The 19,797-nt window shown below is 72.7% G+C and carries 17 protein-coding genes; 7 read left to right on the plus strand and 10 right to left on the minus strand.

Annotation, left to right across the window (positions count from 1 at the left end; all coding sequences use genetic code 11):
* Positions 1-73 precede the first annotated feature (73 nt).
* Together M3677_RS08500 and M3677_RS08505 are read left to right on the plus strand one after the other, a co-directional pair.
* Entirely contained in the window at positions 74-1,651 is a 1,578-nt protein-coding gene (locus tag M3677_RS08500) for a UDP-N-acetylglucosamine 1-carboxyvinyltransferase (protein ID WP_235426588.1), read from the plus strand.
* Between the two features lie 163 nt (positions 1,652-1,814).
* Positions 1,815-2,936: a DUF475 domain-containing protein gene (locus M3677_RS08505; protein ID WP_251160250.1), complete on the plus strand. Its 1,122-nt coding sequence runs from the start codon at positions 1,815-1,817 to the stop codon at positions 2,934-2,936.
* 31 nt (positions 2,937-2,967) lie between these two features.
* Here the strand turns inward: M3677_RS08505 and M3677_RS08510 are convergent, their stop codons facing one another.
* Both M3677_RS08510 and M3677_RS08515 read right to left on the minus strand, forming a co-directional pair.
* The gene (locus tag M3677_RS08510; RefSeq protein ID WP_066654178.1) at positions 2,968-3,702 is read right to left on the minus strand and encodes a hypothetical protein; all 735 of its coding nucleotides are present in this window, start codon (positions 3,700-3,702) and stop codon (positions 2,968-2,970) included.
* Entirely contained in the window at positions 3,693-5,648 is a 1,956-nt protein-coding gene (locus tag M3677_RS08515) for a hypothetical protein (protein WP_251160251.1), read from the minus strand. Before M3677_RS08515 ends, M3677_RS08510 begins: the two co-directional genes overlap by 10 nt.
* 107 nt (positions 5,649-5,755) lie before the next feature.
* Between M3677_RS08515 and M3677_RS08520 the strand changes: the two genes are divergently transcribed.
* The gene (locus tag M3677_RS08520; protein ID WP_251160252.1) at positions 5,756-7,336 is read left to right on the plus strand and encodes a Na+/H+ antiporter; all 1,581 of its coding nucleotides are present in this window, start codon (positions 5,756-5,758) and stop codon (positions 7,334-7,336) included.
* Here M3677_RS08520 and M3677_RS08525 read toward each other — a convergent pair.
* From M3677_RS08525 to M3677_RS08550, 6 genes are all read right to left on the minus strand, one after another.
* Positions 7,291-8,121 carry an FAD:protein FMN transferase gene (locus M3677_RS08525; protein WP_251160253.1) on the minus strand — a complete coding sequence of 277 codons (831 nt, stop codon included), beginning with the start codon at positions 8,119-8,121 and terminating at the stop codon, positions 7,291-7,293. The genes M3677_RS08520 and M3677_RS08525 overlap by 46 nt on opposite strands.
* Positions 8,118-8,633: an FMN-binding protein gene (locus M3677_RS08530; protein ID WP_251160254.1), complete on the minus strand. Its 516-nt coding sequence runs from the start codon at positions 8,631-8,633 to the stop codon at positions 8,118-8,120. The genes M3677_RS08525 and M3677_RS08530 overlap by 4 nt, the downstream gene beginning before the upstream one ends.
* Entirely contained in the window at positions 8,630-10,084 is a 1,455-nt protein-coding gene (locus M3677_RS08535) for a ferric reductase-like transmembrane domain-containing protein (RefSeq protein WP_251160255.1), read from the minus strand. Before M3677_RS08535 ends, M3677_RS08530 begins: the two co-directional genes overlap by 4 nt.
* 125 nt (positions 10,085-10,209) lie before the next feature.
* Positions 10,210-11,559, minus strand: a complete 1,350-nt coding sequence (locus tag M3677_RS08540) for a HAMP domain-containing sensor histidine kinase (protein WP_245171351.1) — start codon at positions 11,557-11,559, stop codon at positions 10,210-10,212.
* A 5-nt stretch (positions 11,560-11,564) separates the two neighbouring features.
* Positions 11,565-12,272, minus strand: coding sequence for a response regulator transcription factor (locus M3677_RS08545; protein WP_066654164.1), 708 nt, complete (start codon positions 12,270-12,272; stop codon positions 11,565-11,567).
* Positions 12,273-12,287: 15 nt separating this feature from the next.
* Entirely contained in the window at positions 12,288-13,019 is a 732-nt protein-coding gene (locus M3677_RS08550) for a FadR/GntR family transcriptional regulator (protein WP_251155446.1), read from the minus strand.
* Between the two features lie 84 nt (positions 13,020-13,103).
* On the opposite strand from M3677_RS08550, the gene M3677_RS08555 reads away from it, so the two are divergent.
* From M3677_RS08555 to M3677_RS08565, 3 genes are all read left to right on the plus strand, one after another.
* The gene (locus M3677_RS08555; protein WP_251160256.1) at positions 13,104-14,033 is read left to right on the plus strand and encodes a proline iminopeptidase-family hydrolase; all 930 of its coding nucleotides are present in this window, start codon (positions 13,104-13,106) and stop codon (positions 14,031-14,033) included.
* A gap of 168 nt (positions 14,034-14,201) precedes the next feature.
* Complete coding sequence (locus M3677_RS08560) at positions 14,202-15,650, plus strand: APC family permease (protein WP_251160257.1); 1,449 nt, start codon at positions 14,202-14,204, stop codon at positions 15,648-15,650.
* Positions 15,647-16,579: an acetamidase/formamidase family protein gene (locus M3677_RS08565; RefSeq protein WP_251160258.1), complete on the plus strand. Its 933-nt coding sequence runs from the start codon at positions 15,647-15,649 to the stop codon at positions 16,577-16,579. The genes M3677_RS08560 and M3677_RS08565 overlap by 4 nt, the downstream gene beginning before the upstream one ends.
* Positions 16,580-16,771: 192 nt before the next feature.
* Here the strand turns inward: M3677_RS08565 and M3677_RS08570 are convergent, their stop codons facing one another.
* The gene (locus M3677_RS08570; RefSeq protein ID WP_251160259.1) at positions 16,772-17,341 is read right to left on the minus strand and encodes a DUF6611 family protein; all 570 of its coding nucleotides are present in this window, start codon (positions 17,339-17,341) and stop codon (positions 16,772-16,774) included.
* A gap of 140 nt (positions 17,342-17,481) precedes the next feature.
* On the opposite strand from M3677_RS08570, the gene M3677_RS08575 reads away from it, so the two are divergent.
* Positions 17,482-18,231 carry an inositol monophosphatase family protein gene (locus M3677_RS08575; RefSeq protein WP_251160260.1) on the plus strand — a complete coding sequence of 250 codons (750 nt, stop codon included), beginning with the start codon at positions 17,482-17,484 and terminating at the stop codon, positions 18,229-18,231.
* A 117-nt stretch (positions 18,232-18,348) separates the two neighbouring features.
* Here M3677_RS08575 and M3677_RS08580 read toward each other — a convergent pair whose 3' ends face one another.
* Positions 18,349-19,779, minus strand: a complete 1,431-nt coding sequence (locus M3677_RS08580; RefSeq protein ID WP_200884143.1) for a UDP-glucose/GDP-mannose dehydrogenase family protein — start codon at positions 19,777-19,779, stop codon at positions 18,349-18,351.
* Positions 19,780-19,797: the final 18 nt, after the last annotated feature.

The raw sequence follows: 19,797 nt of genomic DNA on the forward strand, positions 1-19,797 counted from the left end.
TCCCGATCCGATCCTGGATGATCGCCGGGCGATGTCCCCTGTTTTATCTCATGAGCGTGTTACCGTGGCGACCATGTCCGACACCACCACCGTCGTCACGCCCGCCGAGCCGACCGGCACCGCGCCTGCCGCTCCGCTGCGCGAGGTCGGCGCCCTCATCCGGGGCGCCCGCAAGGGCCGCAGCATGACCCAGACCCAGCTCGCCGAACGCGTCGGCACGAGCCAGAGCGCGATCAACCGCATCGAGCAGGGCGGACAGAACCTGTCGCTCGAGATGCTCACGCGCATCAGCGACGCGCTCGACCAGCAGATCGTCTCGATCGGCGGCGCCCCGCAGCGCGCCCACCTCCGGGTGCAGGGCGGTCGGAAGCTCAGCGGCTCCATCGCCGTGAACTCGAGCAAGAACGCCGCCGTCGCACTGCTCTGCGCGTCGCTGCTCAACCGCGGGGTCACCCGGCTGCACAAGGTGGCCCGCATCGTCGAGGTCGACCGCATCATCGACGTGCTCCGCAGCCTCGGGGCCACCGTCACGTGGTCGGAGGACGGCGAGGTCCTCGAGATCGTCGCCCCGTCGGACCTGCGACTGGACGCGATCGACGCCGACGCCGCCCGGCGCACCCGGAGCGTGCTCATGTTCCTCGGCCCGCTCAGCGGTCGCTACGGCTCGTTCCGTCTGCCCTACGCCGGCGGCTGCGACCTCGGCACCCGCACGGTCGAACCGCACCTCATCGCCCTGCGGCCGTTCGGCGTCGACGTCGAGGCGACCTCCGGCTGGTACGAGGTCGACGTGGCGAACACCGAGGTGCCGACGAAGTCGGTCGTGCTGACCGAGCGCGGTGACACCGTCACGGAGAACGCGATCCTCGCCGCGGCCGCCCGCGACGGCGTCACCACGATCCGCAACGCCAGCCCCAACTACATGGTGCAGGACCTCTGCTTCTTCCTCGAACTGCTCGGCGTGCAGGTCGAGGGCATCGGTTCGACGACGCTCCGCATCACCGGGAAGAGCCGTATCGACGAGGTCGTGGACTACTGGCCGAGCGAGGACCCGGTCGAGGCGATGAGCCTCCTGACCGCGGGGATCGTCACCGCGTCCACCCTCACGGTGACCCGAGCGCCGATCGAGTTCCTCGAGATCGAGCTCGCGACCCTCGCCGAGATGGGCCTGCGGTTCGACGTCAGCGAGGAGTACGCCGCCGCCAACGGTCGCACGCGCCTGGTCGACATCACGGTGCACCCGTCCGAGCTGCACGCGCCGATCGACAAGATCCACGCGATGCCGTTCCCGGGCCTCAACATCGACAACCTGCCGTTCTTCGTCGTCATCGCGGCGATGGCCGAGGGCACGACGCTCGTGCACGACTGGGTGTACGAGGGCCGGGCGATCCACCTGCTCGATCTCACCCGCCTCGGCGCGAGCGTCACCCTGCGCGACCCGCACCGCCTCGACGTGACCGGCCCGACGCACTTCTCCGGCGCCGAGGTCAGCTGCCCGCCCGCCCTGCGGCCCGCGGTCGTCATCCTGCTGGCGATGCTCGCCGCGAAGGGCGAGAGCGTCCTGCGCAACGTCGGCATCATCGCCCGCGGCTACGAGCAGCTGCAGGAACGTCTCAATTCGCTCGGCGCGTCCATCGAGACGTTCCACGACTGACCCTCAGCACCGCCCGGGCGACCTCTCCGGTCACCGCACCTGACGGCCCGTCCCCGCAAGTGGGGACGGGCCGTCACCCGTTCCGGAGAACGCACCGGTGCCTCCGACGCGTCTGCCAGACGGGACGGATGCGCGATCCAGCCGACAGGTGCTGCATGGGGACATGGCCACGAGATCGCTCCTGACCGTCCCCCTCGTCCTCACCGTGGCGGCCGCCGCCGCCGCGTGGGTCACCCTCGGCCCGGCAGCCGCCCTGGCCTTCGCCGCACTCGCCCTGCTCGAGATCGCGATGGCCGCGGACTCGTCGGTCCCGATGGCGGGCATCGCCGGTCGGCTGCACTCCCCCGCACGACGGCTCTTCCTGTCGCTCGGCATCGTCGCCGGAGTGCTCGCGATGCGCCTGCTCCTGCCACCCGCGGCCGTCGCCGTCGGCGGAGCGGCGGACCCCGCGTCCGCCGTCGACGAGGCCGTCTTCGCCCCCGGGTCCTTCTCGGAGCACCTCGCCGAGGTCCGTCCCGCACTGGCTTCCTTCGGCGCGGCCTTCATCTGGTTGGTCTTCGCCGAGTACCTGTTCAACACCGACCGCCTGTCACGGCGGTCCTGGCTGGGCGGTCTGGAGGCACGGCTCGCCCGGGTCGCGCGGCCGCGCGTCTGGTCCGTGGTCACCGCTGCGACCTGCGTGCTCGTCACGACCGTCCTGGTCGGACGCCACGACGCGTGGGCCCCTGACACGGTGCTGCCGGTCGGCGTCTGCGGCGCGGCCGGCGTCGGCGCGTACCTCGTGTCGAAGCGGATCGCCCGGTGGGCGCTGCGGGGCGTGGACGGCACGGACACCGGAGCGGTCGGGACGAGCGGCGCGTGGCGGGTCCACGCCTACGCCTCGACGGTGGTCTTCGAACGCGGGCTCGTCGTCTTCATGCTGTTCGAGATCCTCGACGGCGTGTACAGCCTGTCGGGGTCGGGCGTGCTCGGCGTGGACGGACTCGGTGCGCTCGAGCAGGCCGCACTCGCGGTCGCAGCCATCGCCGTCGGCGCGGTGTTCCTCGCCCGGACGACGTCGCGCCTGGACCAGGCGGCGACGCTCAAGCGCCTCCGGTACCTGAAGGCCGGGGCCGCGTACGTCCTCGGGGTCCTCGCGGTGCTGCTCTGGACGAGCCTGCTCGTGCCGGTCCCCGGGGTGGTCGTCGCCTGGTTCGGCACCGTCGTCATCGGTCTCGCGCTGGCCAGCTCGCTGCCGTGGCGGGCATGGGCGCGACGGTTCCGGCGGCGGACCCTGGCGGGCTGACGCGATCGCGGTCCGTGCCGCCCCTCGCCGTTCAGGGGATCGGCACCGGCTCCCAGGAGACGAAGAGCTGCATCCGGAACGTCGGCGTCGTGTCCGACGGACGGAACCGCGAGCTGAGCGCCGCGGACATCCCGTCCGGCACGGGCACGTCGGTGCTCGCGCCCAGCCGCCCGCTCGTCTCCGTCCCGTCGATCGAGGGGACCGACTCGACCTTCTCCTGCAGCTCGTCCGCTCCGTTCGTCGGGAGGTCGGCCGACTCGAGCGCGTCCCGGTAGGCCGCGACCCCTGCGGCCGCACCGGAGGTCGTCGGTCCCTCGACCTGCAGGACGAACGACCGACCTGCCGGGGTGATGACCTCGCCGGAGGAGTCGGTGAGCCCGTCCGGGTAGTCGTCGACGGTGACGATCACCTCGCCGACCGGCAGGTCGACGACCCGGTCGCCCGGGAGGACGAAGCGTGCCGGTCGATCATCGGTGGAGCTGTAGGCGGCGACCGCGTTCCGGACCGGCGACTCGCCGTCGGTGTCGACGCCGAACGCCTCGACGCTCGGCGTGCCGGTGAGATCCCAGACCTCCACGCCGTCCTCGAGGCGCATGGCGGTCGGGGTGGGGCCGTTGTGCTGCACGTCGGTCTCGCTTCGGTCGGGACGGGTGGAGGGGTCGGACTGGGCCCCCGGTGGCGGGCCGGCGCAGCCCGACAGCAGGGCGACGACCGCGGTGGCGACGACCGCTGCCGCGATCCCTGGGCGACGAGCGTTCAGTGCCATGCGAGCTCCGAGTCGTGGAGGTTGTCGAGGAGTTCCGGGATGCGGTTGTCGAGCCGACGTTGCTGGATCCGATCGGGGACCGACCCACCCACGAGTTCGCGGGCACGGTCGGGGTCGTCCTGGACGAGCTGCTGCCACGCGGGCAGCGTGTCTCCCTCGATGTAGTCCCACCGGGTATCGAACTCCGAGATGTTCCCCTGGGGGATGTACCAGTGGTCCACCCAGCCCTGTGTGCCGGGGCTGAAGGGGTTCACGTCGACCGGTACGTCGATGCCGCCCTCGAACTGGCCGAGCGTCTTGGTTCCGGGGATGGACGCGTCGCCGACGATCCCCAGCATCGTCGTGAGGGCCTCACCGGTCGGCTCTCGGTCGTGCATCTGCTGGTAGGCGCCCTGGATGGTGTCGCGCTGCTCGCGGAGCAGCAGGGTCTCGTTGCCCTGTGCGATGCGGTCCTGGTCCCCCGTGCGCCTGCCGGCGTCGATGTCCTGCCAGGCGGAGTACGTCTGCCGCTCCGACAGCGCGGCGTCGACCGGGTCGTCGTTCGCACCGCGGAGGAGCCCCGCGGCACGGAGCTCGTCGATGCTCGTCATGCCGCCGTCGAGGTAGGCCTCGTGCATCGTCGAAGCGTCCAGGAAGATGTCCTTCTGCATGCCGAGGAACGTGCGTTCGTAGAAGGCGATCTCGTCGTCGCCCATCCCGGCCAGCTGGTCGATGAGCGGTCGGATCGACGGAGGCGCCAGCGGACGTGCCGTCTGGATGTGGTCGCGGAACGAGTGCAGGTCGAGGAAGCCCGCCGCGAAGTCCGGGCCGACCATGTTCGCCATGCCGGCCCACGTGAAGGCGGGATCGTCGAGGTACAGGCTCGCGTAGTACTCGTACGAGCCGGCGACCTGCGGCATCAGTGCCGGAGCTCCACGGTCCAGCTGCCACGTCGCCATGTCGATGCCGACCTTCTCGGCCGCACGGGTCACGTACATGCGTTGCAGCACGTCGGCGTACCGGGTCGGCGGCAGGTCGGCGGCGCGGGCCGCTCCGACGATCGCCGACAGCACCGTCGACGACGTCCCCCACGCGGGTGGATCCGCGACGAGCCGGTCGAGGACGTCCGGGTTCGCCGCCAGCCATGCCGCTCCGACCTCCGGATCCATGTGCGACAGGACCTCGAGGGGGTCGACACCCTCGGCGGAGAGGGCGGCGGCGGCGACGACGAGGTCGAGGACCCGGTCGGTGAGGGTGCCGTTGCCCGCCTGCTCGAAGGCGCCAGCGACGTGCTCGATCCATCCTGCGTCCGCGTCGTTCTCGTCCACGAGGCGCCGAGCGCCGTCGACGAACCCCGGGCCGCCGGTCGGCACCCACGAACACGAGGCGACGAAGCGCGACCACGCGGTCCCGACCCGGTCCACCTCGGCGCGGAGCGCGGTGTCGGCCGCTCGGGCGTGCGTCACGAAGCTCCGGAGGTCGGTCGGGTCGGCGCTGCTCGTCGCGGATCCGGAGCCGGTCGAGGTCCTGGTGCGCTGCGTGGGCGAGAACGCGACGGCGACCGTCGGGGGCTGCACGGGCGGCGCGGTCGGCCGCGGGTCGAAGAGCCCCTCCACCCCCGAGGCGATCCACTGCACCGCGTCGTCGTCCCGTCGTTCAGCGCGGTCCGCCTCACGCGCGTCCCAGGCCGCGACGTCGGCGAGCCGAGCGCGCTCCTCGGCGGCCAGCTGCGTGGCGAGCCGGACCTGCCGCGCCAGGTCGTCGAGCACCGACGCCAAGCGGGCTCGATCCTGGGCCTCGGTCGCGCACGCCTGTTGGAAGAGGCGTGCGTACGCGCCCCGGAACTCCTGCGACGCCGACTCTGCCGAGCTGCGTCTCCCTGCCCCCTGCTCAGCGAGGACCCGGTCTGCGTGTGATGCTGCCGTCACGAGTCCCTGCGCGGCGCCGTCGTCGAACTGTACCCCCATACAGGTGGAGCATAGCCGCCCTCCACCATCCGTGCCGGACCGATCGGGAAGGACGTGCAGCACGTTCGGCGTTGACTGACGCGTCGCAACGAATCCTGAGGAGACACGTGCTCGGTCCAGAACTGGTGGTGGCCCTCGGGCTCGCCATCGCCGTGACGGCTGCCGTCGCGGACCGCATCAGGATCGCGCCGCCCGTGCTCCTGCTCGTCATCGGCGCGCTGCTCGCCTTCGTCCCCACCTTCGGTCGGGTCGAACTGCCCGCCGAGGCCGTGCTGCTGCTGTTCCTCCCCGCACTGCTCTACTGGGAGAGCCTCACCACGTCGCTCCGGGAGATCCGCAAGAACCTGCGCGGCATCGTGTTGATGGGCACGCTGCTCGTCGTCGTGACCGCCGGCGTCGTGGCGACGCTCCTGCACCTGCTGGGCATGCCCTGGGGGCCGGCCTGGGTGCTCGGCGCAGCGGTTGCCCCGACCGACGCCACGGCCGTGGGTGTGCTCACGAAGATGCTGCCCCGCCGGAACGTCACGGTCCTCCGCGCGGAGAGCCTGGTGAACGACGGCACCACCCTGGTCGTGTACGGCATCGCGGTCGCCGTGACCGTCGGGACGCAGGAGCTCACGTTCTGGAACGTCTCCGGCATGCTCGTCCTGTCGTACGTCGGCGGGGTCGCGGCCGGACTCCTCGCCGCGTGGCTCGGCTCGCTCGTGCTCCGACGGGTCGACACGGTCGTGCTCGAGAACCTCGTCACGCTGCTCGTGCCGTTCGCGGCGTTCCTCGGCGCCGAGGCCGTCGGCGCGTCCGGGGTGCTCGCCGTCGTCGCCGCGGGCATCGTCGTGAGCCAGGTCGCTCCGAAGCTCGACCGGGCGGAGACCCGCCAGCAGGTCCGCGCCTTCTGGTCGTTCCTCACGTACCTGCTCAACGGTGCGCTGTTCGTGCTCGTCGGCATCGAGGCGATGGTCGCTGCCCATGCCCTCGCCGCCCGTGAGCTGTGGAGCGGCGTCGGTCTCGTGCTCGCGGTCTCCGTCGTGCTCGTGCTCGTGCGGTTCGCCTTCGAGGGCACGATCGGAGGAACCGTCTGGCTCGTCACCCGGCGGTTCGGCGGCGAGCCGCGGGAGGGTCGACGCGACCGACTGGTGAGCGGCTTCGCCGGGTTCCGCGGTGCGGTCTCCCTGGCGATGGCGGTGGCGGTGCCGCGCACGCTCGAGTCCGGGGGCGCCTTCCCCGACCGCGACCTCATCGTGTTCGTCACCGCCGGCGTCGTCGTCGTGACCATCGTCGGCCAGGCACTCGTGCTCCCCGCCGTCCTGCGGCGCGCGGCGCTCCCCGAGGACGAGTCCGTCGGCGAGGAACGCCGCTACGCCGAGCGCACGGCGGTCGAGGAAGCGCTCGACGCGCTCCCCCGCCTGGCGCGCAGGGCAGGTGCCGACCGGGCGACGATCGACCGCGTCCGACGCGACCTGGAGGCCCACCTCGACGTGATCCAGGCTCGGGAGGAGGACGACGAGGACCACCCGACGCTGCAGCGGCACGACGCGACGGTCGCGCTCGAGCTCGCCCTGGTCCGGCACAAGGCCGCCACCCTGCTGCGGCTGCGGGACGACGACGAGATCGACGACCTGGTGCTCCGGCAGGTGCGCGCGGGCTACGACGCCGAGGAGGCGCGGCTCGAGGGATCGACGCCGAGCTGAGCCCGCCCCGTGGGCGGTTGCTCGAGCGGCCCCGCCACGGGCACAGCGCCCGGCCCGAGCGCTGACGACACCCAGGGAGCCGCACCGGGCGTCGCCCAGACGAGGCCGTCGGCAGTGAAGGCGAGCACGTCGACGTCTCCGTCGGCGGTCAGTCGCCGGAGGTCGTCCTCGTCCCCGGCGACGACGGCCGTCGCGAGGACGTCCGCCGTCAGGACGTCGTCGGCGACGACGGTCGCCTGCACGAACACGGGCGCGCTCCGCCGCCAGATGTGCTCCCCGCGCTCCGCGGTCCCCGAGGTCGCGACCGCACGTCGGCTGCCGCCGAGCCGCACGACCCCGACGACGGTGTCCCGACGTCCGGGATCGACGACACCGACCGACCACGGCTCGTCGGGTCGGTGGGTGCCGCGGACGAGTACGTCGCCGCCGGCGCTGAGCATCCAGGCGTCCGTGCCGGTGTCGAGGACCTCCCCGGCGTCACGGATCGCGAGTGCCTTGACGACGCCGGACAGGTCGATCACCCCGTCCGGGCGGTGGGGCGTGAAGGCACCACCGGTCCGGTCCCGCCACGACAGGGCGAGCGCGTAGACGTCCCGGACCGCGGTCGGCGCATCGGACAGCCGGAGCGACCCGGCGGCGATGCGGCTCAGCACCGAAGCGGGGTCCCAGAGGCTGTAGCGGTGGTCGTACCCGGCGAACACGGCGCGGACCGCGGACGCGGCCTCCGGAGTGGCACCGCGGAGGCTCACGACGGTCCCCATCGTCTCGAACGTCAGGACGCTCACAGGCCGGCCTGGTCGATCGCGGACTGCAACGACGTGGTGTAGCCCCCGCTCGTGAACGTCGCGCCGCTCACCGCCTGGATCTGCGCCGACTGGGTCTGCAGGGCCTCCTGCCGGAGGATCGGGGCGGCCTGCTGGCTGATCGCGACGGAGCGGCCGTCCCGGTCGGTCAGGTGCAGGGGGGTCACGTCGGTGATCTTCCCGTCGGCGACGGTGATCTGCACCTGGACCTCGCCGTACTGCGTCTGCGCCGCGGCACCGGTGAAGGTCCCGGAGTCGGACGCGCCGGACGAGCCGGATGCAGACGAGCCGGACGCCGACGAGCCGGTGCCGGACGGTCCCGGCGACGCCGACGAGCCGGAGGTCCCGCCCGAGCCGGCGCTGCCGGACGACCCGCTCCCCGACGTCGTGCCCTGCGCCGGTGTCGTCACGGCCGGCTGTCCGCCGAGCTGCCACCCGATGGCGAGCACCGCCACCGAGGACAGCACGCCGCCGGCGACCACCCGGGCCCTCACGACCCGAACCGTTCCTGGTGGATCTGGTGCTCCGGGACGCCGGCGAGCCGGGCCTCCCGCACCACCAGGTCGGACCACGCCTGCGGCCCGCAGACGTAGAGGTCGGACTCGAGCAACCGCGGGAACACCGACCGCAGGCTGACCCCACGACGGAGGTCGTCCTCCGTCATCCAGCTCTCCTGCGACCTCGCGCGGTGCCCGACCACGGCGAAGAGGGTGCTCCCGGTCGCCGCAGCGAGCTCCGCGGTCTCCTGCCACAGGTACTGCTGCTCGGCGTCGGTCCCCCGCAGGAGCACCGTGGCCTCGCCGGGACGCAGGTCGGTGTCCTCGAGCAGCGCGCGGACCGGCGTGATCCCGATGCCCGATGCGACGAGGGCGAGGTACGGGGCCGTGCGGGCCCGGGTCGTGAACAGGCCGTAGGGGCCCTCGAGGGACACCGCGGTACCCGGCCGGATCCGCCCGAGGCGCGCGGACCCCGCTCCGAGGTCGCGCACGGTGATCCGGGCACGCTCTCGTCCGGGCACGGCCGAGAACGACACCGGGTGGGCGTGCCACCAGGTCCGCGCGGACCAGAACCGCCAGACGCCGTACTGGCCGCCGCGGGCACCCAGCCGGTCGAGGTCGCGACCGGCCAGGTGGATCGACACGACTCCGGGAGCGATCGGCTCCACCGCCACCACCCGGATGCGGTGCCGCAGGCTCACGACCACCGGTCGGACGAAGCGGTGGACGACGACGAGACCGAGCGCGACGGCGTACGCGGCGATCCAGTACACCCGCTGCCAGGTGCCCTGCCCGAGCACGCTGCCGACGCTGAGCATGTGCGGCAACGCGACGAGGACGGCGGCGTAGCTGAGCAGGTGGACGACGTGCCACGCCTCGTACGGCAGTCGACGCCGGACCGCGACGAGGGACGACACCACGACCGCGACGAACAGCCCCAGGGCGAGGTACGCGAGCGGCATGTCCGGCGTGGAGAAGAGCGAGACGGTCTCGGCGATCGGGCCGGTACCCGACGACGCGCCGTAGCCCAGCGTCAGCAGCACGCCGTGTGCCAGCAGCAGGTACAGCACGGGCTCGCCGAGCGACCGGTGCACCGCGATCGCCTTGTCCTGGCCGAACACGCGGTCGATCAGCGGCACGCGCGCGGCGAGCACGAGCATCACGAGCACCAGGTCGGTCGCGACCAGACCGGCGACGATCCCGGTGTCGGTGAGCACGCCGCCGACGCCCGAGACCGAGTGCGATCCCGGCGAGGCCAGCCAGAGCGCGACGGCGACGGCGGCGGACGCCCACGCGAGGACACCGAGCAGGTCGGTGACCGCAGCACGGCCGCGACCGGATCGGCGACGGCGCCGGGCGGCGACGTCGAGGGGCTCCGCGGGCGGTGCCGGGAAGTGCCGCGGCGGAGCCGCCGCGGCACGTCGGGTGGGGCGAGCGGTGTCGATCATCGTCTCGTTCCTCTCCAGCAGGTGATCGGGTGACGTTCAGCATCGACACCGGTCCCATGAAGCAGCCCGGAACGACGGCCCTGCTTCGTTCGAGACCTCGAACGAAGCAGGGCCGTCCCCGGGCCTCAGCGCGCGGGCAGTCGCACCACCGCGACGGCGCCGCCGCCGGGTGCGTTCGCAAGCGTGGCCTCCCCGCCCGCCCGCTCGGCGAGCCCTCGGACGAGCGCCAGGCCCAGTCCGCTGCCACCGAGGACGGCCCGCCGTGCGTCGTCGGCACGGGTGAAGCGGTCGAACGCACGCGGGAGGAAGTCCTCCGGCACACCGGGACCGTCGTCACGGACGACCAGCTGCAGTGCGCGGTCCTCCTGCCGGACCAACGTGATGCCGACCTCGACGTCCGGAGCGCCCGCGGCGATCGCGTTCGCGACGAGGTTGTCGACGACCCGTCCGAACGCCGCGGGGGTGATGCCGTACCGTTCGGCACCGTCGGGCACGTCCACGGTGAAGTCGACCCCGCTGGTCCCCCCGAGCGCCCGAGCCCGGTCGACACTGCCCATCAGCTCCGTCACGAGCTCCGCTGCGGTGGTCGACGGCGTGGCCTGCGTCTCGTCGAGCCGGCTCAGCTCGAGCATGGTGTCGGCGAGTGCGGTGAGACGCGCGGCGTCGGACTCGGCGGCCGCCAGCTCCCGCTCGAGCGCGGCGGCGTCACCGGACGACCGGTGCGCGAGCTCGAGTCGTGCCGTCAGTGCCGCGAGCGGCGTCCGGAGTTCGTGGCTGGCGTCGGACACCATCCGTCGTTCGCGGACCGCGTTCTCGCGTTGCCGGTCGATGAAGGCGTTGAGGGTCCTCGCGAGGTCGGCGAGCTCGTCCTCCGACGGGCCGACGGGCAGGTGCCCGGTCGCGTCCCCGCCGCTGAGCGCCTCGGCGGTCCGACGCATCCGCGCGACGGGTCGGAGCGCGACGGTCGAGAGCAGCCAGGCGGCGAGGCCCGATGCGACGAGCGCGAGCAGGGTCCCCACGACGAGCGAGCGGTCGACGCGTTCGACCGTCTCGTGCCCGGCACGGCCGTCCTGCGCAGCCCACACGACGAACCGTCCGTCGGCGCTCGCGACCGGTGTGCCGACGAGCGTCGCGCTGCGGTGCCCGTCGCCGAGCCGGAGCGTCGTGGTCGATCGTGGGACGCCGTCCGGGAGCGACCGGCGGAGGTCGTCCGGCAGCGTGTCGACGATCCACTCGCCGGTCGAGGAGCGGATCCCCACGAGGACGCCGTCGGCCGGTCGGTCGGGCGCCTCACCCGGGTTGTCCCGGAGGTCGGCGACGAACGGCGCCGCGTCGCCGACGGCGAGGGACCGGTCGGTCTCCAGCGTGGCCTGCCGCACCTCGGCGTGCAGCACGAGCGCGACCAGGGAGAGCACGACCGCGCCGACGAGCACGCTCCCGATCGTGATGCGCGCGCGGACGGACAGCCGCCGCATGAGCCTCACGGACGGGACACGACGTCGAGCGCGTAGCCGACGCCCCGCACGGTCCGGATGGCCACGTCGGCGCCCGAGGCGTGCAGCTTCTTCCGCACGTAGCTGACGTACTGGTCGACGATCGTGGGGTCGAAGTGCTCGGCGCTCCCCCACACCTCACGCAGCACCTCCGCCCGGGACCGGGTCTCCGGCGCCCCCTGCACCAGGTACCGCAACAGCGAGAACTCCTTCACGCTGAGGGGCAGGTCCCGGCCCGCCACGGTCGCCCGGACGGTCACGGTGTCGAGTCGGACGGCGCCGGCCTGCACGACGGTCACGGCACCGGCGGACCTGCGGCGGAGCTGCGCCCGGATCCGGGCGTTGAGCTCGGCGATCGCGAAGGGCTTCGTGAGGTAGTCGTCCGCGCCGGCGTCGAGCCCGAAGACCCGGTCGTCGACGGCATCCCGCGCGGTGACGAGGATCACCGGGAAGTCCTGGCCCGTCTCGCGCAACCGACGACACACCTCGAACCCGGTCATCTCGGGGAGCATGACGTCGATCGCCGCCGCGTCGAACGACCGCGCGGCCGCAGCCACGAGCGCGGCGACGCCGTCGGTGACCACCGTGACCGCGTGCCCCTCGCCGACCAGTCCACGCTCGACGAGCGCGCCCATCGCCGGGTCGTCCTCGACCACCAGGATCTCCGCCACGTGCACCTCCGTTGCGACGATCATGCACGACGGACGCCGTCAGGAGGTCGGGACCTGCCCTGCCCGGAGCATCGCGCGCTCGAGCAGTTCGAGGTCGATGCCGACGTGCCGACGTGCGAGCACCCCCGCGTCGACCGACCGCCCGGCGCAGACGGCGTCGACGAGCCCCTCGTGCTCGAGCAGGGCACGGTGCTCCATCTCGGCCATGCCCTCGGCGGTGCCCCAGAGGTGTGCGGGCGCCGCGATCGACACCTGCGACTCGAGGTCGGCGAGCGCCGCTGCGAGCACGGCGTTGCCGGCGGCGTCGATGATCGCTCGGTGCAGCACCGCGTCCGCCTGCTGCTTCTCGAGCCCGGACGCGGCGGCGCGGAAGTCCTCGAGCCGGGTGCGCAGCGTCGTCCGGCCGTCGTCGGTGATCCGCTCGGCCGCTGCGGTGGCGAGTGCGCCGTGCAGCAGGGCGATCGCGTCGGTGGTGTCGCGGATGCCGGCCCAGCGTGCGAGCAGCGTCCGGGCGACGGCGTCGGAGGACGAGTCCGGCCACTGCGAACGGACGAAGGTCCCGCCGCCCCGTCCTCGACGTGTCTCGAGCAGGCCGCGGTCGACCAGTCGCGCGAGGGCCGCGCGCACGGTCACACGTCCGACACCGAGGAGCACGGCGAGCTCACGCTCGGGCGGCAGCCGGGAGGCCGGCAGGTACTCCCCGACGGCCACGGCGGTGACGAGCCGGTCCTCGACCTCGTCGACACGGGTCTCCGTCGCGCGATCTGGCACTCGGCCCCCTCCTTGCGTTTCGTCCACGTTAAAGGACGAGAAAAGGTATTGCAGAGAACCTTTGCCCGGTCCATGCTGTGCGTCATGTCCCGCATCACCGAAGGCACGATGCCGTTCCAGGACGGCGAGACCTGGTACCGCGTCACCGAACCCGACGCCCCGACCCCCGGTGCGCTCCCGCTCGTGGTCCTGCACGGCGGCCCCGGCATGGCGCACGACTACCTCCGGAACCTCGCGGCACTGGCCGACGAGACCGGTCGCACCGTCGTGCACCACGACCAGTTCGGCTGCGGCCGCAGCTCCCACCGACCCGACGCCCCGACGGAGTACTGGACCCCGCAGCTCTTCGTGGACGAGTACGCGGCCCTCGTGGACCACCTCGGTCTCGGCGACCACCACGTGCTCGGCCAGTCGTGGGGCGGCATGCTCGGCTCCGAGATCGCGGTTCGGCAGCCGGAGGGCCTCCGCTCCCTGGCGATCTGCAACTCCCCCGCGTCGATGCAGCTCTGGGTCGAGGGCGCCGCCGAGCTCCGCGCGCAGCTGCCCGAGGACGTGCAGGACGCCCTCACGCGGCACGAGCAGGCCGGCACCGTCGACGACCCCGAGTACCTCGCTGCCACGCAGGTGTTCTACGAGCGCCACGTGTGCCGCGTCGTCCCCATGCCACAGGACTTCGTCGACTCCGAGACCCAGATGGAGCAGGAGCCGACGGTCTACCACACCATGAACGGGCCGAACGAGTTCCACGTCGTCGGCACGATGCGCGACTGGACGGTCATCGACCGGCTCGACCGTGTGGTCACCCCGACCCTCGTCGTCGCCGGTGAGCACGACGAGGCGACGCCCGCCACGTGGCAGCCCTTCGTCGAGCGCATCGCCGACGTCCGCCAGCACGTCTTCCCCGGTGCGAGCCACTGCTCGCACCTGGAGCAGCCCGAGGAGTTCCGCCGCGTGGTCGCGGCCTTCCTCGCCGAGCACGACGACCACGCACCCAGCGACCAGCTCACGGGCTGACCCGACCCGGCCCACCAGGCCGACCGTCCGTCGGACGGGAGGCGCGTCCTCACCCCCACCACGCGCCTCCCATCCGACACCTCCCACCGGACCAGCGCGTCCCACCCCGCGACGCGCCTCCCGTCCGTCATCCCCTTCCCACGCACCGTCTCCCCGAACGGAACCACGATGTCGCAGCAGCACAGCGAGCTCTCTGCACAGCAGCAGCTCGAGGCCTACGGCTACAAGCAGGAGCTCAAGCGCTCCGTCTCCACCACCGACCTGCTCGTCTACGGGCTCGTCTTCATGGTGCCGATCGCCCCGTGGGCGATCTTCGGCACCGTCTACAACGCCTCGAGCGGCATGGTGCCGCTCGTCTACCTGGTCGGCCTCGTCGCGATGATCTTCACCGCACTCGCGTACGCGCAGATGGCGAAGTCGATCCCCCTCGCCGGCAGCGTGTTCTCGTACGTCGGCCGCGGCATCCACCCCACCGCCGGGTTCTTCGCGGGCTGGGCGATCCTGCTCGACTACCTGCTCGTCCCGACGCTGCTCTACGTGTTCGCGGCCGAGAGCATGGTCGGCATCTTCCCCGGCACCCCCCGCTGGCTCTGGGCACTCGTGTTCGTCGCGATCAACACCGTGATCAACCTGCTCGGTGTCTCGTCCCTCAAGCTCGCGAACCGCATCTTCCTGCTCATCGAGCTCGTCTTCGTGGCGATCTTCGTCGTCATCGCGATCGTCGCCCTGACCGGCGGGACCGTGCCCGGCGCCTCGTTCAGCACCGACCAGGTGTGGGACCCGTCGAAGGTGTCCGCGCCCCTCATCGCGAGCGCCCTGTCGATCGCCGTGCTGAGCTTCCTCGGCTTCGACGGCATCTCGACGCTGTCCGAGGAGTCCACCGGCCGCCGCGGTGGCGCCGGACTCGCGATGGTCCTGGCACTCGTCATCGTCGCGTTCCTGTTCGTGCTGCAGACGTGGCTCGCGTCGGCGCTGGCGGGCGGTCGTGACTCGTTCCCGGAGGGCGAGGCAGGGAACGCGTTCTTCACCATCGTCGAGCAGGCCTCCTCGAGCGGGTGGGCGACCGCGTTCTTCGCCGTCAACGTGCTCGCCGTCGGCATCGCGAACGCCATGGCCGCCCAGGCCGCGACGAGCCGCCTGCTCTTCTCGATGAGCCGCGACCGACAGCTGCCCGCCTTCCTGCACAAGCTGAACGGCAGGCTCGTCCCGCAGAACGCGATCATCGTCGTCTCGGCGCTCTCCGCGATCCTCGTGCTGTTCTTCGTCGGGCAGATCGACACCATCTCGTCGCTCGTGAACTTCGGCGCGCTGTTCGGCTTCATGCTCCTGCACGTGTCGGTCGTCGTGCACCACGTCGTGAAGGGGAGGTCCCGCAACTGGCTGCTGCACCTCGTCGTGCCGCTCATCGGCTTCCTGATCATCGGCTACGTCCTGCTCAACGCCGCCGTCGAGGCGAAGGTCGGCGGCATCGTCTGGCTCGTCGTCGGCGCCGCGGTGTTCCTCTACTACCGCCGGACCGGCCGCTCGACCGAGGTCGGGTCGGAGGAGCCCGGCACACTGGGCGAGGGGTCCGTCGGCGGCCTCGACACCACCACCACGGAGAAGGGCCACCGATGACCACCCCCGACCACTTCCTGCCGAACACCCTGGGGCGGCCCGGGTTCGCCGCCGACCGGGAGCCCGTGCTCCGGATCACCCCGGGCACCGGCGAGACGATCGGCTTCGAGACCACGGACGCCGTCTACGCCGAACTCGACGAGCACCACGACCTGGCGCAGCTGCAGGCACCGATCAACCCGGTCACCGGCCCCGTCTGGGTCGAGGGTGCCGAGCCCGGTGACGTGCTCGCGGTGCACATCCACGACATCCAGCTCACCACCCACGGGTGGTCGGTGTCGCTGCCGGGATCGGGCGCGCTCCAGCACGTCATGCCCGAGGGCGTCTTCGCCCGCCGCTGCCCGATCGAGGACGGTGTGGTGCACGTCACCGACCGGCACGCCTTCCCGGCCCGACCGATGATCGGCTGCATCGGCGTCGCACCGGCATCGGGGACGAACTCGACGATCATGCCGGCGTACGCCGAGGGCGGGAACCTGGACGTCACCGAGGCGCGTCCCGGCTCGACCGTGTACCTGCCGGTCCGGGTGCCCGGTGCCCTGCTGTCGATCGGGGACATCCACGCGATCATGGCCGAGGGCGAGTCGTCCTTCGTCGCGATCGAGGCGCAGGGCACCGCGATCGTCTCCGTCGACCTCGTACAGGGCGGTCGGCCGATCCGTGCGCCGCGCATCGAGACCGCCGACGAGTGGCTCTTCGTCGGGCTCGGCGATCCCGTGCAGGAGAGTGTCCGACGCGGCTACGAGGACGCGTTCGCGTTCCTCGTCGAGGACCACGGGTGGGCGGCCGAGGACGCCTACGCGGTGCTCAGCGCGATCGGCGACTCGAAGCTCGGCGGGCCGACCGGTTCCGGCGACCCGGACCCGCTGCACCCGTTCGCAGCGGTCGGGGCGGTGACCCTGCACCGGGTGCCGAAGGCGGTCCTGTAGCGGACGACGGACGGGAGGCGCAGGGCGGGGCCGCCACGGGCCTCCCGTCCGGTGGTCCCCGCGGCATGAGCGTGCCCGGTCGTGCGGACCGGCCCGCGGGCCGACCGCGTGCTCAGTCGTCACCGAGCACGACCGACGGATCGTCGACCTCGGCATCCGGCGGCGCCGACGCCGTCGGCTCGGGCACGCCGTTCACCGGTGGGTCCCACGCCGCTGCGCGAGCTCGCCGGACCGCGGTCGGCCTGCGGCCCGCACCGCGGGCTCGGGCATCGCCCGCCACACCTGTCCCCAGACCTGCTCGTACTCGACGCGGGACACCTGCCCGCGACGGACGGCGTCCTCGACGAGGCACAGCAGGTCGAGCGAGGCCTCGAGGAGCCGGACGTCGCCGTGCACCTCCGGCTGACCGTTGCCGTGGAACACCGTGATCGTCAAGCGTCTGACCCCGGGACGCACGCGACGGGTCACCCTGGTGAGCAGGACGAAGCCCGCGACGTAGACCAGCACGGCGACGACCACGCCGACCGCCGGCACGCGGTGGAACGCCGCCACGAGTCCGACGGCCACGAGCGCACCGCCGGCACCCCAGACCTGGAGCGCTCGGAGCAGCAGGAGCTCGCCCGCGGTGGTCCCCGGGGCGTGCACCTCGAGCGTGCGCCCGCTCCACAGTGCGCGGGAGACGGGCTGCACGGTGCACCGGCCCCACGGGTGCCACCCGGTGCGCCGTGTCGGGAGCGGTCGTCGGTCTCGGTTCGTGTCCACGACGACCAGCCTGTGGCGGACTGTTCCGGGCCGAGCCGGTCCTGACGGCGTCCTGACGGCTCGGACCGGATCCCGTACGACGTCTTGACGCTGCGACGTCGGGCCTGCGTCGTCCGTCCTCCGCCCGCTACCGTTGCCGGATGGACGACCACGCCCTCGCCGCCGCCCTCGTGACCGATGCCGCGCGCCTCGCGGCCGACATGCGACGGGACGGGACCGACGCGGAGCGGAAGACCTCGGCCGCCGACCTCGTCACGGCCGCCGACCGCGCCGCCGAGGACCTGGTCCGTCGGATGCTGCTCGAGCACCGTCCGGACGACGGGGTGCTCGGCGAGGAGGGCGCCCGGTCCGAGGCGACCCACGGACGCCGGTGGACCGTCGACCCGATCGACGGGACGTTCAACTACGTCGCCGGCCTGCCCGCGTGGTGCAGCGCGGTGTCGCTCGAGGTCGACGGCGTGCTCCGGGTCGGCGCGGTCCGTCGTCCGCTCGCCGACGAGACGTGGGTGGCGTCGGACGGGGTGACGACCCGTGACGGCGAGGCCGTGCCGGCGGTGCCGGACGTGGCCCTCGCCGCGACGAGCGTGGCGACCTTCCTCAACAGCTCGCACCTGCGCGCCGCCGAGGCGGCGCCCATGACGGCACTCCTGGCAGCGGCGGCGACGGTCCGGATCAGCGGATCGGGGTCCTGCGACCTGGTGGACGTCGCAGCGGGGCGCATCGGCCTCTGGGTGCAGACCGACTGCGCCGACTGGGACTGGCTCCCGGGACGGGCGCTCGTCGAGGGCGCCGGTGGCGCGGCCACCGTCGTCCGGGCCCACGGGCACGACTGGCACCTCGCCGGGGCCCCGACCGCGGTGCGCGAGGCCGCCGAGCTGCTCGGCGCCTGAGCAGCACCCTGCGCGGAGGGGCGGCACTGCCCGAAGCCGCCTCCTCCGCACCGCCCGGTGCACGTCGTCGTGAACCGGGCGCGTCCTCGGTGGTACCCCCACCGAGACGTCCGGCCGTCAGGCCGTGGCCTGCAGGCGGTCCTGCTCGTCGACCGCGATCTCCACCGTGCCGGACGCGGACGGTCGGCCGAGCGCACGGTGCTCCCAGCCGGCCGCGCGGTACGCGTCCGCGTCGAGCGCGTGCCGGCCGTCGACGATGCGTCGGTGGTGGACGAGCGCGCCGAGGTCGTGCGGGTCCACCGTGCGGAACTGCTCCCACTCGGTCAGCAGCACGACCACGTCCGCATCGATCACCGCCGCGGTGAGCGACGGCGCGTACCGCAGGGTCGGGTAGGCGCGCGCGGCGTTCTCCATCGCCTCGGGGTCGTACACGGTGACGACGGCACCCGCCTCGTCGAGCATCCGTGCGACGTCGAGCGCCGGCGCATCGCGGATGTCGTCGGAGTTCGGCTTGAACGCCGCGCCGAGCGCCGCGATCCGCTTGCCCGCCAGGTCCCCCTCCGCCATCTCCGTGACCAGGTCGACGGTCCGCTGGCGGCGGCGCAGGTTGATCGCGTCGACCTCGTCGAGGAAGCGGACCGCCTGGCCGACACCGAGCTCCTGCGCCCGGGCCGAGAACGCGCGGATGTCCTTCGGCAGGCACCCGCCACCGAAGCCGAGGCCGGGCTTGAGGAAGCGGCCGCCGATGCGGGTGTCGTGGGACAGGGCGCTCGCCAGGACGCTGACGTCCGCACCGGCCGCCTCGCAGACCTCCGCCATCGCGTTGATGAAGGAGATCTTCGTCGCGAGGAACGAGTTGGCGGCCACCTTGACGAGTTCCGCCGTCGGCAGGTCGGCCACGACCAGCGGCGTCCCCTCGTCGAGGACCGGGCGGAAGGCTGCACGCAGCTGCGCCTCGGCCCACGCCGTCTGCACGCCGAAGACGAGCCGGTCGGGGTGCAGCGTGTCCTGCACGGCGTAGCCCTCGCGGAGGAACTCCGGGTTCCAGGCGACCTCGACCTCGGTCCCGGCGGGGGCGACCTCCGCGACGAGCGCGGCGAGCCGTTCGGCGGTCCCGACCGGCACGGTCGACTTCCCGACGACGAGCGCGCGGCGGTCGATGTGCATCGCGAGCTCGCGGAAGGCGGAGTCGACGTACGTCATGTCGGCGGCGTGCGACCCCCGCTGCTGGGGCGTGCCCACGCAGACGAAGTGGACGTCGCCGAACTCGGCGGCCTCGCGCAGTGACGAGGTGAACCGCAGCCGACCGGACGCCAGGGCCTGCGCGAGCTGCTCGGGCAGGCCGGGCTCGTGGAAGGGCACCCGGCCGGACATCAGCGCCTCGACCTTGGCGGGGTCGACGTCGACGCCGAGGACCTCGTACCCGAGGACGGCCATCGAGACGGCGTGGGTGGCGCCGAGGTACCCCGTGCCGATGACGGTCAGGCGGGGCTGGTGGGCGACCGGCGGCATCGCGGTGTCGGGGATGGGTGTGACGGAAGCAGACATGGGAAGGGCTCGCTCTCG

The organism is Curtobacterium sp. P97 (assembly GCF_023712445.1).
Classification (GTDB): domain Bacteria; phylum Actinomycetota; class Actinomycetes; order Actinomycetales; family Microbacteriaceae; genus Curtobacterium.

Bases quoted from the DNA above. Each gene is read 5' to 3' on its own strand.
- M3677_RS08500 (WP_235426588.1), top strand. From the start codon at position 74: ATGTCCGACACCACCACCGTCGTCACGCCCGCCGAGCCGACCGGCACC.
- M3677_RS08505 (WP_251160250.1), top strand. From the start codon at position 1,815: ATGGCCACGAGATCGCTCCTGACCGTCCCCCTCGTCCTCACCGTGGCG.
- M3677_RS08510 (WP_066654178.1), bottom strand. From the start codon at position 3,702: ATGGCACTGAACGCTCGTCGCCCAGGGATCGCGGCAGCGGTCGTCGCC.
- M3677_RS08515 (WP_251160251.1), bottom strand. From the start codon at position 5,648: ATGGGGGTACAGTTCGACGACGGCGCCGCGCAGGGACTCGTGACGGCA.
- M3677_RS08535 (WP_251160255.1), bottom strand. From the start codon at position 10,084: ATGATCGACACCGCTCGCCCCACCCGACGTGCCGCGGCGGCTCCGCCG.
- M3677_RS08540 (WP_245171351.1), bottom strand. From the start codon at position 11,559: ATGCGGCGGCTGTCCGTCCGCGCGCGCATCACGATCGGGAGCGTGCTC.
- M3677_RS08545 (WP_066654164.1), bottom strand. From the start codon at position 12,272: ATGATCGTCGCAACGGAGGTGCACGTGGCGGAGATCCTGGTGGTCGAG.
- M3677_RS08555 (WP_251160256.1), top strand. From the start codon at position 13,104: ATGTCCCGCATCACCGAAGGCACGATGCCGTTCCAGGACGGCGAGACC.
- M3677_RS08560 (WP_251160257.1), top strand. From the start codon at position 14,202: ATGTCGCAGCAGCACAGCGAGCTCTCTGCACAGCAGCAGCTCGAGGCC.
- M3677_RS08565 (WP_251160258.1), top strand. From the start codon at position 15,647: ATGACCACCCCCGACCACTTCCTGCCGAACACCCTGGGGCGGCCCGGG.
- M3677_RS08575 (WP_251160260.1), top strand. From the start codon at position 17,482: ATGGACGACCACGCCCTCGCCGCCGCCCTCGTGACCGATGCCGCGCGC.
- M3677_RS08580 (WP_200884143.1), bottom strand. From the start codon at position 19,779: ATGTCTGCTTCCGTCACACCCATCCCCGACACCGCGATGCCGCCGGTC.